The organism is Mucilaginibacter ximonensis (assembly GCF_042686265.1).
Classification (GTDB): Bacteria; Bacteroidota; Bacteroidia; order Sphingobacteriales; family Sphingobacteriaceae; genus Mucilaginibacter; species Mucilaginibacter ximonensis.
In genome coordinates this window covers 1,189,985-1,206,007 of sequence record NZ_JBHUPD010000002.1, presented here as the reverse complement: position 1 = coordinate 1,206,007, position 16,023 = coordinate 1,189,985, and the positions used below count along the sequence as shown (strand labels likewise).

The window sequence follows — 16,023 nt, the reverse complement described above, 5'->3', positions numbered from 1 at the left end:
CCCAGATAATAAAATTAATTTTGAGGAAAGATATTCCCCACCCTTGCACATATATGTGTAAAATACCACACAATTATTTGAATACAATTAGGTATTATCGCACTTTATCAAATACAAACAAATCCTTAAATATCCATTGGTTGTTTTCTTTACTGCCCCGGGCTATGGCAAACTGGTTAGACGAGCGCTGATCATACAAAATGCGCAGATCGCCGGCCACACTTTGAAATACAGCACGACCCTTACCGGCTTCAATAAAAACATAGCGATTGGGGTTGTCCTTTTCTTCTACGCCAATTAAACCGGGTTTAAAGTGTTTTACTAATGATACGAGGCCCTGGTCTGATTGCTCATAAGCTAACATTTCGTACAAATCAGCTTTATCGCCATTCATCATACGCATAAAACCCAAGATATTGTCGCCGGCAGGGCTTAACCATACTGCTTCAATTGCTCGGCCATCTTCGGTAATTGCTTTCCAATGTCCCTCAATAAAACTAATATCAGCAAATGAACCTTTTGATGGAGTTTGTGCGAATATCGCCGCAGGCAATAAACAAATAAACAGTAAAACAGTAAAAATATTTTTCATGACGCCCGATGTAATTGATTTAACTAAAGATAACTATTTTAATGATAGCCAGATAAGGAATGCTTTGCCCAAATCGATCCAAAATAAAAAAGGGAACACTTTTCAGCGTTCCCTTTTCGCATAGCCGGAGCTCGGGTTTATCGATTTATTTTAGATTAATAATGTAAGGAGCGCCCCATTTAATAGCAGCGTTTGCATTGGTCGGATCAGTATCCCAAAAACATTCGCGTACGGTTAATGTCATAGTTTTAGGGTCGAGTGTTGCAAAATCATAACATAGCTTGGTTTCGTCGGCTGCTGATGTCAAGCCTTTCATCGGCGAGTCAATACTTACAGCATTTATCTGCACATCATTGTCAACCCCGGTGTAAGTGTAAAAGCGGCTTTCGTGCACGTGGCAATGTAACCAGGCTTTGATATTGGTATGTTGTTTCAGGAAAGCAACCATATTACGCTGCTCAATAGTTGTAACGGCAGTTGCCCCGGAAGATACTTTGGCGTCTTTGTAAACCTCGTCTAACACGTTATCAAACTTATCGGTATTGTTAATTAAATGATTGCCATTAGGATTAGTAAAGTGGTTAGGCACAACAGCAGGTTGATCATGACAAACCAATATCACCGGAGTTTTAGCGTTGACTTTATCCAAATCGCTTTTTAACCAAATACGCACGGTTGAGTCTGGCCACATTTGCATAAAGCAAAAATGAACACCGGCAATATCTCTTGAGTAATTTACGCGGTTGGTATTGTACACAAATGATGTTGCGGATATTGGCGTAACTGGATTAAACGCTCTGTTATACAGGTTAGCCATTGAGGTGGCATCTGTTAATGGAGACATAGCCGCGTAGTAACCAATAGCGTTTGATACATCATGGTTACCCGGCACAACGCAGATACCGGCCTTGTTACCATCTTTACCTTTAACGGTTAAACCTTGTATATAATCGGTATTAAACTGATTCCATGAAACCGTAGCCGGTTGTACTTTGGCGCTAACTTCCATACGGTTGGCTACGTCGCCCGCCTGAAACATGTAGTCGATATAGTTAATTTTCTGGCCGGCCTCGAAAGCGCCGTCGCTTGGTAAAGTAACTGCAGGCAAAGTGTTCATACTGGCAATCATAGCCGCATTAGTGGTATGTGCATCAACCGTAGTAGCGCCGCGAAAGGCCGGGCGGGTGATGCCATAGTGCGCGTCTGAAGTTAACAGGATGTGTACCGGCGACAGGTCTTGCTGCGGCTCGGTTTTAACCGGCGTGCTTTTTTTACAGCTCGCAAAAGCAAGAACAGCAGCGGTAAACAAAATGGTATTTTTAATGCTTTCATGTGGTTAGGATTTTTAGCAATTATTTTCTTTTGTAGAATGACAGGGCAACTTTATCGCCCGGATATTTCTTGGTTTCAGAGGTGGTAAAGTAGCCCGCACCGTCGACAGCGAAACAAATGCTTTCGCCCTGATGCTCGTTTTGTGCGTATGGTGCGTCCATGGGTTTACGTAGCATAGCGTCGACAACAGCCTCGCCCGGCTGGCGTTTCCAGTACCAGATCTGGCCGGTATTGCGTATCAATATTTCAGAGCCGTCTGGCGAAATATCACCCGCAGTTAAATGATCAAACGGGAACTTTGCTAATGGCGTAAGCGTAATTACAGAATTCACCGATTGCGGATAACGGGCCACATATAGTGAACTCTCGCCCGTTTGTTTCGTGGCGATGTAAATGTCCTTGGTTAACGGGTCAACCATCAGTGTTTCTGAATTTACCGGCCCGGTTGGATATACGCACTGAATAAAATCAGGCACTACATGCTTTATGGTTTGTGCATTGGCACCGGTTAAATCAGGTTCTACAAACCGGTAAATAAATATCGATTTATAAACTGCGTCGTTGTCGCCAATCTCGGCGACATATACATATTTCTTGGTATCGTCAGGACCGGGGCCGCAGGCTATGTCTTCCCAATCGCGGTTATAAACGCCATCAAGAATCAATTTGCCCAAATCGTCCCCGTTAGCGTTGGTGACATAAACCTCCGGTCCATTGCCACTGTCCTCATGCGTGTAAATCATCCCGGGGTTTAAGCGGCTGGCGGCAAGCCCGGAAAGTTCGTCGTGGCTTTGGTTGGCCAGATTAACAACTACCGGCACGTCATTAAAAAGCGTGACTTTGCCCAGATCGCTCAGACTGTAGTTTGCAGACGGAATATTAACAATAACCGGTGGCGGGTTTGTGGTATTAGCGGTAGTATCTTTTGTAGAAGTGTTATTTCCTTTAACGTCAGTTTTTTTGCATCCCTGCGACACTACTAACACTAATACCAACAGCCTTAATACTGGAAATTTCATTCTGGGTATATTTTAAATAACAGAGGACGGTTTCCCGTCCTCTGTTTAATTATTGATGGATGTTAATTATTAGTAGCTGTGTTTATTACCGCTGCCGTCAGTAGGATAAGCACCTAAGTCTTTATTTGGAGGAGTGATAATAGCACCATAAATACCGCCTTGGGCAACAACTTTCATTGGGAAACCATATTGCGTCAATTTTGGAGCAGATGGTTTGGTTGGCATGGCGTTTTTACCGGTACCACCAGGGTAAACGCCTGCACCAATAGCCGGCGAACCCGCTTTTAAGTGAAAGTCGGCACCAGCAGGAACCTCGGCAACACGGTAGTTTTTGCCTGTGCTGTTAGCAGCAACGCTATAATTGTAAAACATCGGGTCGTACTTCAATGAGTCGGTCGCTGTATTGGTACCAGCGTTGGTGCCGTTAGCAGCAATAGTACCATTTACATAACCGTTAAAATCGTTTGATTTTTTCAGCGTGAATTGATTTGGCTCTATAAACTGCATGTATTGCTCAGCACCACCCATTGGAGTACCACGACCGATACAAGTTAAGTTGTTGTTGTATGAAGTATTCAAAGTATCGCTTGGTTTACCTTTTTCTGAAGCGTAAGAAATACGCAGGCCAGCCTTACAGTTAACAATAATGTTGTTGTAAATAAAACCACCGGCGTTGGTTTCAGTATTGATAGAGCCATTACGGGTGGCTTTAGTTTGACGGAAGCCGCATTGTACCACCGTATTGTTGTAAATATTCACCAAATTGTATTTACCTACATCGCCGGCAGTTTTTAAACCATTGGTAGCGCTGCCAAAACAGAAGTTATAAGCCATATCGCCAATAACACCATCTTTCAGGTTAATACTCTCGCCACCAGTGGCACCGGTTTTTATAAATGAATTACGCATAATGCTTACATAAATGTTTTGGCATTTACCAATACAGTCGTCTTTGCTGCCATAAAACCACGAGTCTTCCAGAATCAACGTACCCATAGGGCCACCGGCCGGGCTGGTCATGTAAACAGAAAAACGCGGATCGCCAGCTTTAGCACCATAGTCAGGCGCGTTAGCGCCCCACGGGCCGCCGGTATATTCCACGTGTGTCCAACGCAAAATCAGCAATTTAGCAGTAGGTCCTGCCTGGAAACCACCCCAGTAACCAGCATAAGCCGGATCATTCGGATCGTCTTTATAAGTTGGGCCTGATACAGGAGTTGACGCAGTTCTGTAAACAGTGAATGTGTTTGGAGCAGATTGCGAACCGTCGCTCACAAACGTACCATTGATGTAGATTGCAGGTGAAGTTTGCGGCGATTTACCGTCGCCATGAACCAGCACTTTAACACCCGGCTGTACGTACAAGGTATCGCCCGCGTTGATAGTAACGTCTGACATGATGTGGTAAGTTTTACCGGCCAGCATGGTACCTTTTAATGGAATTGGATTACCCTGAGAGTCTTTTTGAGGAAGGATAGTATCAGAGATAGCTTTTCCTACCACTGTAAGCGGTTTTGACAATTCAGTGTGTTCTGAGCTTGATTTTTTACATGAAGTCCAGGCAACCATGGCAGCCAGACCCAGTAAGCAAGTTTTTGCAAAATTTAATTTCATAATAAATGTGATTATGTGTTTTCTGATGTAATTTGATTAAAAGATGTACCTGAAGCCTATCTGGTAAGTTTGCCCGTAAAGACTGCGCTGTGTTAGTGTTTCGGCAGCGCCCGCAGTTTCATAAGGTACCGGGTACGGATTGCTCAATGGCTTTTTGATGTAGAATTTATCAGCAGCATTCAACAGGTTTTGCACCTTAATAAATACCGCATACTTTTTAGCAAAACGCTTTTCGCCGGAAAAATCGAACAAACTCAAGCCTTTTTGCCAAACGTCGAAATTATAATATGGCGATACCAGGGCAATACGCTCTCCGGTATATTGCCAGGCCAATTGCAGGTCAAGGCCATGCACATTGTCCTTATACAACAGTGCAGCATTGGCAATATGTGCTGATTGCCCCTGCAACGGTCGCGTCTCATTTATGGCCTCACGCACCGCATTTACCGTGTGGATTTTGGTAGTAGTAATGCTTGAGTTAGTGTAGGTATAATTTAAACGCACACCAAACCGGCTGATGTATTTCTCAAATACAGCCTCAAAACCGTAGTTGGTAGCATCGCCATAGTTGTTGGGCTGATACTGGTCAAACTTATCACCCACAAAACCGTATTCTATCGGGTTTTGTATTCTTTTGTAGAATGCACCTAATAAAACCTGCTCGTTGCTGTTGGGGAACAGCTCATATCTCAGATCGATGTTATCGGCAGTAGCGTGTTTCAGGTTCGGGTTACCGCTTTCGTCATAGTCATCTCCCTTAACCAGTGTAGGTACTATTTCAAAATAACTCGGGCGGTTAACTGAAGCAAAGTATGACAAACGTAAATTGGTTTTATCGTTCAGCATGTATTTGAAATGTATGCTCGGCAACATGTCTGAGTAAGATATTTTGCCTGATTTAGCAGCCGAGGTAACGGGCAGGTCGGTATCGTAAGTTTGATCAGTATTTTCAACGCGGGCCCCTACTACAGTTTCTAAGTTCGATACACGGAACTTCAACATACCGTATTGAGCAGAAATAGTCTCGCCCGATCGGTAATTATTTGCATTAACCGGTGACCCGGCAGGGTTAAACACCGACCAGTTGAAATGATAAATATCTGTCCAGGTTTGGAAACTGCCATCGCCGTTTGGTACGGTGCGCAGTTCATAATCTTCGTACAGGTTGTTACGATGTTTATCGCGGTACATACCGCCAAAGCTTAGCGTAAATGGTATGCGGGCAATCTCGTTATTATAGGCCAGGTTACCATAGCCTGAAACATCACGGTCGCTGTTGCTTTGCCAGATGCGGTGATAGTCGGTAGTTTTTAAAGGGTGCTGGTAAGGTTGCGGGTTTGTACCATCTGCATAGTAACCGCCATCAATTTCATATTCAGCCAGGTCTGGCACATTGCTGTTTGCTTTTGAATAAACACCGGTCCAGTTAAATTTCAGGCCGGGTAAAATAGCGTGATCGCCTTTAAGGGTAGCACTGGCAATGGTTTGGTGTTGATAGCGTGAACGCGCATACCACCAAACCTGCCCGGTACCTACGCCCACACGTGGTGCAGGCTGCAAGGTGTCGGTAGTTAAACGGGTTTGTGCTTCGTCTAACACGGCATAAAAACCATCGGCCTCAATACGGTTAGCTTTGTTAATACGGTAGTCTATCTTACCATTCAACCCCAGCCGGGTGGTATGGGTAGAATAATCGCGTAACTCGGCATGTTTAATACGCAGGGTACCTTCTGCGCCGGTTTCGTCAAAGTATTGGTCGCCCGGATTAAAAATACTGCTGTAGCTTTTATAGGTATTTTGGTAGGATGCGCCTATCATCACCCCCAGCTTTTTATCAAAAAAACGGTTACCTACAGACACGTTGGCCATAGTATTGGGTGTAAAGCTTTTGTTGGTATAGTTTAAGTTGTCGCGGGTAAAATCGGCAGGTACTGCCAGATACGAGGGCCCGTTAGCCTGGTAAGGCGATTGCATATGAATTGCGCTAACCGGAAACGACTTAAAAGGACGATCAAAAAGATTTTGACTATAACCGGTTGATACGCTGGCATTGATATACAATTGGTCAGGAGCGTTTTTCATCACCATGTTGATGACACCACCAACTGCATCGCCTTCCATGTCTGGGGTAAGAGCTTTGGTTACCTCAACTCGTTCAACTAAATCCGCAGGAAAAAGATCAAGCGGCACGTAACGGTTTTTGTTGTCTGGACTTGGTATTTTTATACCATTGATCAGGGTATAATTGTAACGCTGATCCATACCGCGAATAATAGCATACCGCCCATCGCCATTACTGCTACGCTCAACCGATACGCCTGACACGCGCTGCAATACGTTGGCAATAATTATATCAGGCGAAAGCTGGATGGCTTTGGCCGAAATGATATTCATTACCTGCGGGGCATTTTTTTCGTCGAGCTTAGCTGATGCTTCGGTTTCGTTGCTACGACGGCTGGTTATGCTTACTGTATTTAGCTCAGCCGCAGAGCCATTCATTTTAAGGCTGATGTGCGTTGATTCGCTGATATGGATAGTAGTATCTAATACCCGATAACCAATATATGTACAATGAAAAGTGTAAGAACCTTTTTGCGCAAGTTTAAACGTAAAGGTACCGTCTAAACCGGTTTGCATTGATTTTCCACCGGCAATACCAACGGTAGCACCCAATAAAGTTTCGTGCGAGATTGCATCAGATAAAGAGCCCTTTACAATGATTACGGATTGTGCATTAAGGGCTAGGAAACAGAAATTAAAAACGGCAATTAAAAGTACTATTTTACGCATGCAATGAATTTTGCTGCGAAATTAGGCTGCAAAATCATCCCAAATATTCAATGTAAAAACATTGATAAAATGATAATAAATTGTTAATACAGAAAGAAAACAGAATTAGACATCTATCTGATTTATAGCTTTTTAACAAAACAGAATATTCTTAAAGAATAAATTATTTATTAACGATAAGTCAATATAATATTACCCGTCAATCAGAATCCAAGGTTTACTCCGCTTATTCAGTTTATTAACAAGGCATTAATACTACTTTTTAATCGTCCATCCATCTTTCAAACCTACAGTTCTGTTAAATATCAGTTTATCTGTAGTCGAATGCTTATCCAGGGTAAAATAGCCTTTACGTATAAACTGATAACCTTTACCCGGTATAGCGTTAGCTAAATCGGGTTCGATATAGGCGTTTGGCAGTATTTGTAAGCTGTTTGGGTTCAGATATTCTTTAAAATCGCCGTCCTCGTTTGATGGATCTTCAACCTGGAACAAACGGTCGTATAGCCTAACTTCAGCAGTTTTAGCATGTGGCACACTTACCCAGTGAATGGTGCCTTTTACGTTAATACCGCTGGTATCGCTGCCTGATTTTGACTCAGGAATGTAGGTACAATATATCTCGGTTACATTGCCGTCCGCATCCTTCTTAAAATCCTCACATTTAACAATGTAAGCATGTTTTAAGCGTACGGATAAGCCAACCCCCAGGCGGAAGAATTTTTTTGGAGGTTCTTCCATAAAGTCTTCTCGCTCTATCCAAAGCTCACGGCTAAAGGGTATATCGCGGCCGCCTTCGCCACCTTCAACCTCTGGGTTATTCTCGCCATTCAGGTTTTCGGTTTGGTCTTCCGGGTAATTGGTGATGATCAGCTTTATCGGGTCCAATACAGCCATACGGCGCCATGCGGTTTTATTCAGATCTTCGCGGATGCAGAATTCCAGCAGGCTAACGTCGATCATGTTGTCGCGTTTAGCAACCCCAATACGCTCACAAAACTCACGTATTGAACCAGGTGTATAACCCCGGCGGCGCAAACCGCTAATGGTAGGCATGCGCGGGTCGTCCCAGCTTTCTACATGGCCGTCAGCAACCAGTTGCATTAACTTGCGTTTACTCATTACCGTATAGGTCATGTTTAAACGGGCAAACTCATATTGTTTTGACGGGAATATCTCCAGTTCTTTAATAAACAGGTCATACAACGGGCGGTGCGGCACAAACTCCAGCGTACAGATAGAGTGTGTGATCTTTTCAATAGCGTCCGACTGACCATGCGCGAAATCATACATCGGGTAAATACACCAGGCCTCGCCGGTACGGTGGTGATGAGCATGTTTAATGCGATACATGAGCGGATCGCGCAGTAACATATTCGGCGATGACAGGTCGATCTTGGCACGTAACACTTTGTCGCCGTCCTGGTACTTACCGGCACGCATCTCGGCAAATAATTGCAAGTTTTCTTCAACGCTGCGGCTGCGATATTGATTAGGTGTGCCAGGTATTGTCGGCGTGCCTTTTTGAGCTGCAATTTCTTCAGATGTACTGTCATCTACATAAGCCAATCCTTTTTCAATAAGTTTGACCGCGAAATTATATAATTGCTCAAAATAGTCAGAGGCATATAACTCTTTCTCCCATTCAAACCCTAACCATTTTACATCTTCTTTAATGCTGTCAACGTATTCAGTTTCTTCTTTGGTTGGGTTGGTATCATCAAAGCGCAGATTGGTTTTGCCATTGTACTTTTTAGCCAGCCCGAAATTTAAACAAATAGACTTGGCGTGGCCGATATGCAAATAACCGTTAGGCTCTGGCGGAAAACGGGTTAAAACCCGGCCGTCATTAAGGCCTTTGGCTAAATCTTCCTCAATTATCTCTTCAATAAAATTTAATGCTCTCTCTTCGCTCATGATACTGGCAAATTTAGGTTTTTTAGCCGAATTCACCCCTCTAAATCTCCCTAAAGGGGAGACTTTTATTATAAAGTCGAAAAGAAATAAAAAGCCCTCCCTCTCGGGGAGGGTTGGGAGGGGTATTAAAAAGCTCCCTTAAACTCCTGCGCAAAATCTTCCAATTTTACCCGTTAATCTGGATTTGTAATCCGGACTGAGCTTTTGCGGATTTGTAATTCGCTGTTTGCACACTGCGAAAGGGGAAGTCCGGAATTATAAATCCGGACTAACAATGATTATAAATCCGTGCTAACAATGAGGCAAAGAGAGGGTTTGAACAAACAAAACGCCTTTCAGCCGGAGGAGAGGGTTGAAAGGGATATTAAGCATTAAAAGCCTGTGCAAACTCCTGCGCAAAATCTTCCAACTTTACCTTGCTGAGTGTTGGCCTGTGCTGCTTATAATCTTCAAACATTTTTCCGGCACGTACCGAACCACCCATTTCAGTATAATTTACAGCAACTTCTTCAGGCAAACCCGCTCCAATCATACCGCCGGTATTGTCAGCATCGCTAAACTCAACCCATGGCAGTTCTGGTTTGCCGATGGCAGTACCTAATACTTTGGCTATTTCGCCGGCCGTTCTTTCGTCGCTGGCAATGTAGCGTACGCTTTTACCTGTGAAATCACTTTGTAACTCTTCGGCTGCTGCTGCCGCGATATCGGTAGGGTGTACCAAAATCATCTGCGTATCCGCGCCCCAGTTACTGCCGATTATGCCCGCATGTTTAATCATACCGATGTTGGCAAGCAGGTTAGTGTAAAAGAATGCCGGGCGCAGATGTTTTACAGCCACGCCTTCCAACTTGTTATAAATTTCCTCAACACGATGGATGCCGGTAACCGGACCGGTACCATCTACTAAATGTGCACCGATGCTGCTTAAGTGCACAACTTTTTTAATGCCGTTGGCGGTGATAGCGTCTGCATAGTTTTGGCCAATGCCGGCTATCCAGTTTTTCCATTCGCTGACACCAAAATTTGGTGGAACCATAGCGTAGACAGCATCTGCACCTTTAAAGGCATCGGTCAAAAAGTTAACGTCTTCTACCGAGCCTATGGCCGGCATCGCACCCAGTGCCTTGATTTCATCAGCGCGATTTGCATTGCTGCTGATAACGGTTACAGTATGCCCTGCTTTTACTAATGTTTCGGTTAGCGGCTTGCTTATATTGCCTAATGAACCTGTGATTACAATCTTCATAGTTTTATTTGTTATTGTTGGGGACAAAGCTATATTTGTACTTACTTTTTTACAAGTACTTACCCCAAAGTAAGTATAAATTAATCATGACAGCTGTAAAAGAAAGCTCTACACAAAACGCCAATAAAATCTTTGCGGAATTATTGTGCCCGGTTACCTATGTAATGAATAAAATTGGAGGTCATTGGAAACCCATCATCCTCTATCAACTGATAAACGGGCCGAAACGCTATAGCGAATTGCGGCGCGCCATACCGACGGTGACAGAAAAAATGCTGATACAGCACCTTAAACAATTGGAAGCTGATAACTTAGTAACCAGGAAAGCGGAACCTGTGGTACCGCCGTTTGTTACTTATAGCCTAAGCCGATCGGGCGAGGAGTTGACCCCAGTAATGACAGCTATGGTGGAGTGGGCTATAAAAGATAATAGCCGCATTGCTGAAAATATGTAAGTGCCTATTCAGTGACTAATTCTTGCTGCTGATTGGAAGACAGAATTTTAAGACGTTTTTTGATGAGTTCAATATCTTCCTCCTGAATCAATAAAAACATTTTAGCGTGCTCAATTTCATTTAAGACAGCGTCCTGAATATTTATCTGCATTTGATGGACTTTTAATTTACGCTTCATAGGATTAGGTTTCTATATTAAAGGTACTGTTTATTTAACTATAGTTTAAACTAAAACTTATCAACATTGCCTGTTTATTACCTATGGTTGTAAGATTAACGATTTTACGTAAGAAAGCCGGCACTGGCAGATGAAATTAATTTTACTATATCGATAATAGTTGCAGCGCATTTTTTAAATGGTATTTGCTTTTAGCATGATGTTTATCATAACATTTTACTTACAAACGGCATTTTGCCAATATGAGGAATAAATAAGCGTTGAAGTGTTACGGTGCAATTACTATATTTACCGCCCGTATACAAACCCCGTAGAAATTATCATGTTTAGCAAAAAATCCATCATTCAAATATCTGCTATAGCATTTTTGGGCATTGGGGCGATATCGTTTGTGAACGATGAGCCTAAAAAACCTGATGAAAGCCGATTTACCCCGGTTACGCTTACCCGCCCGGGCGAGCTGGACGAGCCCAACACTTTTGAAGTGTTGAGCGATGGCCGTGTGTTGATCAGCGAGCGTAAAGGTGCTATCAAATTATTTGACCCTATTACCAAAATGGTTAAAACCGTTGCCACTTTGCCAGTAAACACCAAATATACCAGCGCCACAGGTAAGGTTACTGAGGCCGAAGAAGGTTTACTGGGTTTGACCGTTGATCCTGATTTCGATAAAAACCATTTCATATACACATTTTATGCTCACGCGACTGAGAAAAAATGGATGCTCACCCGTTGGAAGTTTGAGAACGACGCACTGGTAAAAGGTTCAGAAAAAACAGTTTTGGAGTTCCCGACCCAGCGTGAGGTTTGCTGCCACACCGGTGGTGGCATGACCTGGGATGCTAAACACGATTTATACTTAGCTGTTGGTAATAACACCGGTGCTTTACTTTCATCATCAACAGATGAACGCCCGGGTAAATCAAGCTGGGACGACCAGCGTGGTACTGCTAACACTAACAGTTTGTTGGGCAAGATTCTGAAAATTCACCCTGAAGCCGATGGCTCATATACTATTCCTGAAGGCAACCTGTTTCCTAAAGGAACACCTAAAACCCGCCCTGAAATTTACACGATGGGCCACCGTAACCCGTGGAGAGTATCAATTGACAGCAAGACGGGTTGGTTATATTGGGGCGATATTGGTCCGGATGCCGTTGAGGACAGCGAGATTGCACCTAAAGGATATGACGAGCTGAACCAGGCACGTAAACCGGGCTTTTTTGGCTGGCCATATTTTGTAGGCCCAAATGCGGTATATCCTATCTTTAACTACACTGATGGCGAAGCCGGCCCGGGAAAAGATCCTAAGAAACCGATGAATACTTCGGTTAACAATACCGGCTTGCAGGAGCTCCCAGCAGTTTCACCGCCGTTTATTTATTATCCATACGGCGCATCGCCTGAGTTCCCGCTGGTAGGCAGCGGTAGCCGTTGTGCCGTTGGCGGCCCTATTTACCACCGTACAGATCGCCCTAAAGCCGCACGCCCTTGGCCGGCTTATTATGAAGGTAAATGGTTAGCTACCGACTTAGCTCGCGGCTGGATCATGGCTATCTCCATGAAAAACAACGGCGATTATGAAGGTATGGAGCAATTTTTACCGAGCTACCACCCGATTGAACCTATCGACATGAAATTTGGGCCGGATGGCGACTTATACGTGCTGGAGTATGGCAGCGTATGGTTCGGTAAAAGCGACAATGCCAAATTGGTGCGTATCGAATACAACGCCGGTAACCGTAAACCGGTTGTTATGGCGTCAACAAGCAAACCAGGCGGTACTGTTCCATTAAGATTAACCTTATCGTCAACTGGTACTTTTGATGCTGACGGCGATAAATTGACTTACAGCTGGAAACTGACTTCGCCGGGTGTTGCACCAAAATTATATCCTGGCGCTAACCCTGCTGTCACCATCACAAAGGCAGGTGTTTATATGGCTACTTTAACAGTAACCGACTCGCATGGCGCAAAAAACACTAAAACAGTTAAAATTATAGCTGGCAATGATGCTCCGGTGGTTACTATTGATCTAAGCGGTAATCGTTCGTTCTATTTCAACGGCAAACCGTTCGAGTACAATGTAAACGTAAGCGATAAAGAGGACGGCAGTCTGGCATCGGGAGGTATTACTCCTGCTCAGGTTTCAATGAGCATTAATTACACGTCAGAAGGGTTTGACTATGTACAGGTAGCTCAAGAGCAAAGCAGTGTTGACGCCTCAACCCAATTCGCGGTAGCAAAAGCGTTGATTGGCAGCTCTGACTGTAAGAATTGTCACAGCATTAATGCGGTGAATGTAGCGCCAAGCTTTACTGATATATCGAATAAATACAAAGGCAACGCTACAGAGATTGAGCGCCTGGCACACGTAATTCGTGGTGGTGGTCATGGCCACTGGAACCGGCCTGTGGATATGCCGGCCCACCCGGGTATTGCCCTGGCTGATGCACGTACCATTGTAAATTACATTATCAACGTAACCAATAACAATATCAATACCATGCCGTTAAAAGGCAGCTTTACGCCAAGTGTTCCGGCTGACGATAATGGCAATGGCAGCTACCTGATCCGCGCAGCATATACTGATAAGGGGAATAATAAAATCCCTAAACAAACTACCGCTACAACTATTGTTCTGCACAATCCAGTAGTTTATGCATCAACGGCGCCGGTCATTAAAAACGCCTTCGCAAAAGTTAACGGCTTGAATGGTGCAACCGATGTAATAGGTCATAACGGCGGCTATGTTGAGTTCAGGAAGATTGATCTGACAGCTATTAAACACATGGAACTATCAGGCTATGCTACTACTTTGGAGAACACTCCAGGCGGTACTATTGAGGTTCATATTGACTTGCCTGCAGGTGCGCTAATCGGTTCAGCAACGTTCGAACAACTGGACCTGAAGCCTAAAAATACCAATTGGGTAAAAACGGATATCAAAGAAACCCAGGGTGCTCACGATATCTACTTTGTATACAAAAACGACAAAGCTAAACCAACTGAAGGGTTGATATTGTTTAACGCAATTAAGTTTGAGTTGTAAGACTTGCTAGTATAAAAGAAAAGCCTGCCGCTAATCGCGGCAGGCTTTTCTTTTATACTAGCTACACAAGGGTTGTCATTCCCAAGGCGAGAAATGACAGGTGTAATGATTGCCTCCCCACCACGTCATCGTGAGCGAGGCACGAGCGTGACGATCTCCGGAACCGCGTTCCCTGTCGCTTATTTATAGATCCTCACGCTGCGCTCAGGATGACGTATTGGGGAGGAAGATATCGCGTAACAAAAAAGGGCATGATCCTAAAATCATACCCTTTTCTATCTTGATTCTTGACTCTCGTCTCTTGAATCTGATTAGTAACGGTAGTACTCCGGTTTAAACGGACCGTCAACAGTCACGCCGATGTATTCAGCCTGATCCTGGTCAAGTACTTCCAGTTCAACGCCAATTTTAGCCAGGTGTAAACGCGCAACTTTCTCGTCTAAGTGTTTTGGTAATGTGTAAACTTTGTTCTCGTAAGCTGAGGCATTAGTCCAAAGCTCTAACTGAGCCAAAGTTTGGTTGGTGAACGAGTTACTCATTACAAAGCTTGGGTGGCCTGTAGCACAACCTAAGTTAACCAAACGGCCTTCAGCTAAAACAATAACGTCTTTACCTTCAATAGTATATTTGTCAACCTGTGGTTTGATCTCAACTTTAGTATTACCATAAGCACTGTTTAACCAGGCCATGTCAATTTCGTTATCGAAGTGACCGATGTTACAAACGATAGCTTTGTCTTTTAAAGCACGGAAGTGGTTTTCGCGAACAATGTTTTTGTTACCGGTAGCAGTAACTACGATGTCAGCTTCAGCAATAGCAGTGCTCAGTTTTTTAACTTCGTAACCTTCCATTGCAGCTTGTAAAGCACAGATAGGGTCAATCTCGGTAACAATAACGCGAACACCTGCATTACGCAATGAGTCGGCAGAACCTTTACCTACGTCGCCATAACCGCAAACGACACCAACTTTACCAGCCATCATTACATCAGTAGCACGACGGATAGCGTCAACCAATGATTCGCGGCAACCGTATTTGTTGTCGAATTTTGATTTGGTTACCGAGTCGTTAATATTAATAGCAGGCATTGGCAATGTGCCGGCTTTAACGCGCTCATATAAGCGGTGAACACCGGTGGTGGTTTCTTCTGATAAACCTTTGATGTTAGCAACTAACTCAGGATATTGATCTAACACCATATTGGTCAGGTCGCCACCATCGTCAAGGATCATGTTTAACGGCTGGCGATCTTCGCCAAAGAACAATGTTTGTTCAATGCACCAGTTAAACTCTTCTTCGTTCATACCTTTCCAGGCATAAACAGAAATACCTGCAGCAGCTATGGCAGCAGCAGCGTGGTCTTGAGTTGAAAATATATTACATGATGACCAGGTAACTTCTGCACCCAATTCAACCAATGTTTCAATTAGCACAGCGGTTTGGATGGTCATGTGCAGGCAACCTGCAATGCGCGCACCTTTTAATGGTTTTGAAGCACCGAACTCTGCACGTAAAGCCATAAGGCCGGGCATTTCTGCTTCAGCTAGCGTAATCTCTTTGCGGCCCCATTCGGCTAATGAGATGTCTTTTACTTTGTATTTGGTGTAAGCGGTCTCTACTGATGACATAGCGTTTTAATTTTTTGAATGGCAAAATTAACACATTCCCCTGTCAAACCGAAATTGTAAGGTATTCATTTGGAGCAATATTGAAAATACGTGAATTTATTCCGCGAATGATGATTTTGGCCGCCGTTTTTTCTACAGGGACGTACTATAGAGTTGGTTTGGAGATTATTTAGCTGCTTGTCATAACACGTTGTCATTCT

The 16,023-nt window shown here is 43.8% G+C and carries 11 protein-coding genes; 2 read left to right on the top strand and 9 right to left on the bottom strand.

Going from position 1 to position 16,023, the window contains the following annotated elements; all coding sequences use genetic code 11:
• Positions 1-94: 94 nt before the first annotated feature.
• The 7 genes from ACFS5N_RS12910 to ACFS5N_RS12880 form a co-directional block, all read right to left on the bottom strand.
• Positions 95-592: a DUF6265 family protein gene (locus tag ACFS5N_RS12910; protein ID WP_377186044.1), complete on the bottom strand. Its 498-nt coding sequence runs from the start codon at positions 590-592 to the stop codon at positions 95-97.
• A 145-nt stretch (positions 593-737) separates the two neighbouring features.
• On the bottom strand, positions 738-1,901 hold the full coding sequence (locus tag ACFS5N_RS12905) for a metallophosphoesterase family protein (protein WP_377186042.1): 1,164 nt from the start codon (positions 1,899-1,901) through the stop codon (positions 738-740).
• A gap of 43 nt (positions 1,902-1,944) precedes the next feature.
• Entirely contained in the window at positions 1,945-2,943 is a 999-nt protein-coding gene (locus tag ACFS5N_RS12900; RefSeq protein ID WP_377186040.1) for a hypothetical protein, read from the bottom strand.
• Positions 2,944-3,012: 69 nt separating this feature from the next.
• The gene (locus tag ACFS5N_RS12895; RefSeq protein WP_377186038.1) at positions 3,013-4,557 is read right to left on the bottom strand and encodes a hypothetical protein; all 1,545 of its coding nucleotides are present in this window, start codon (positions 4,555-4,557) and stop codon (positions 3,013-3,015) included.
• A 36-nt stretch (positions 4,558-4,593) separates the two neighbouring features.
• The gene (locus ACFS5N_RS12890) at positions 4,594-7,347 is read right to left on the bottom strand and encodes a TonB-dependent receptor domain-containing protein (RefSeq protein WP_377186036.1); all 2,754 of its coding nucleotides are present in this window, start codon (positions 7,345-7,347) and stop codon (positions 4,594-4,596) included.
• 255 nt (positions 7,348-7,602) lie between these two features.
• On the bottom strand, positions 7,603-9,264 hold the full coding sequence (locus tag ACFS5N_RS12885; RefSeq protein WP_377186034.1) for a glutamine--tRNA ligase/YqeY domain fusion protein: 1,662 nt from the start codon (positions 9,262-9,264) through the stop codon (positions 7,603-7,605).
• 364 nt (positions 9,265-9,628) lie between these two features.
• Positions 9,629-10,510, bottom strand: coding sequence for an NAD(P)H-binding protein (locus ACFS5N_RS12880; RefSeq protein ID WP_377186032.1), 882 nt, complete (start codon positions 10,508-10,510; stop codon positions 9,629-9,631).
• An 86-nt stretch (positions 10,511-10,596) separates the two neighbouring features.
• Here ACFS5N_RS12880 and ACFS5N_RS12875 point away from each other — a divergent pair, with 86 nt between their 5' ends.
• A complete protein-coding gene (locus ACFS5N_RS12875) occupies positions 10,597-10,965 on the top strand; it encodes a winged helix-turn-helix transcriptional regulator (RefSeq protein ID WP_377186030.1) in 369 nt (122 codons plus the stop codon).
• A gap of 4 nt (positions 10,966-10,969) precedes the next feature.
• Here ACFS5N_RS12875 and ACFS5N_RS12870 read toward each other — a convergent pair whose 3' ends face one another.
• Positions 10,970-11,143, bottom strand: coding sequence for a hypothetical protein (locus ACFS5N_RS12870; RefSeq protein ID WP_377186028.1), 174 nt, complete (start codon positions 11,141-11,143; stop codon positions 10,970-10,972).
• A 322-nt stretch (positions 11,144-11,465) separates the two neighbouring features.
• Here ACFS5N_RS12870 and ACFS5N_RS12865 point away from each other — a divergent pair, with 322 nt between their 5' ends.
• Complete coding sequence (locus tag ACFS5N_RS12865; protein WP_377186026.1) at positions 11,466-14,195, top strand: PQQ-dependent sugar dehydrogenase; 2,730 nt, start codon at positions 11,466-11,468, stop codon at positions 14,193-14,195.
• Between the two features lie 311 nt (positions 14,196-14,506).
• On the opposite strand, the gene ahcY is transcribed toward ACFS5N_RS12865, so the two are convergent.
• A complete protein-coding gene (gene ahcY, locus ACFS5N_RS12860; protein ID WP_377186024.1) occupies positions 14,507-15,823 on the bottom strand; it encodes an adenosylhomocysteinase in 1,317 nt (438 codons plus the stop codon).
• Between the last annotated feature and the right edge of the window lie 200 nt (positions 15,824-16,023).

What these genes read in the sequence shown, in the direction of transcription:
- ACFS5N_RS12865 (WP_377186026.1), top strand. Translation starts at nt 11,466, where the DNA reads ATGTTTAGCAAAAAATCCATCATTCAAATATCTGCTATAGCATTTTTG.
- ACFS5N_RS12900 (WP_377186040.1), bottom strand. Translation starts at nt 2,943, where the DNA reads ATGAAATTTCCAGTATTAAGGCTGTTGGTATTAGTGTTAGTAGTGTCG.
- ahcY (WP_377186024.1), bottom strand. Translation starts at nt 15,823, where the DNA reads ATGTCATCAGTAGAGACCGCTTACACCAAATACAAAGTAAAAGACATC.
- ACFS5N_RS12890 (WP_377186036.1), bottom strand. Translation starts at nt 7,347, where the DNA reads ATGCGTAAAATAGTACTTTTAATTGCCGTTTTTAATTTCTGTTTCCTA.
- ACFS5N_RS12880 (WP_377186032.1), bottom strand. Translation starts at nt 10,510, where the DNA reads ATGAAGATTGTAATCACAGGTTCATTAGGCAATATAAGCAAGCCGCTA.
- ACFS5N_RS12885 (WP_377186034.1), bottom strand. Translation starts at nt 9,264, where the DNA reads ATGAGCGAAGAGAGAGCATTAAATTTTATTGAAGAGATAATTGAGGAA.
- ACFS5N_RS12895 (WP_377186038.1), bottom strand. Translation starts at nt 4,557, where the DNA reads ATGAAATTAAATTTTGCAAAAACTTGCTTACTGGGTCTGGCTGCCATG.
- ACFS5N_RS12875 (WP_377186030.1), top strand. Translation starts at nt 10,597, where the DNA reads ATGACAGCTGTAAAAGAAAGCTCTACACAAAACGCCAATAAAATCTTT.
- ACFS5N_RS12870 (WP_377186028.1), bottom strand. Translation starts at nt 11,143, where the DNA reads ATGAAGCGTAAATTAAAAGTCCATCAAATGCAGATAAATATTCAGGAC.
- ACFS5N_RS12910 (WP_377186044.1), bottom strand. Translation starts at nt 592, where the DNA reads ATGAAAAATATTTTTACTGTTTTACTGTTTATTTGTTTATTGCCTGCG.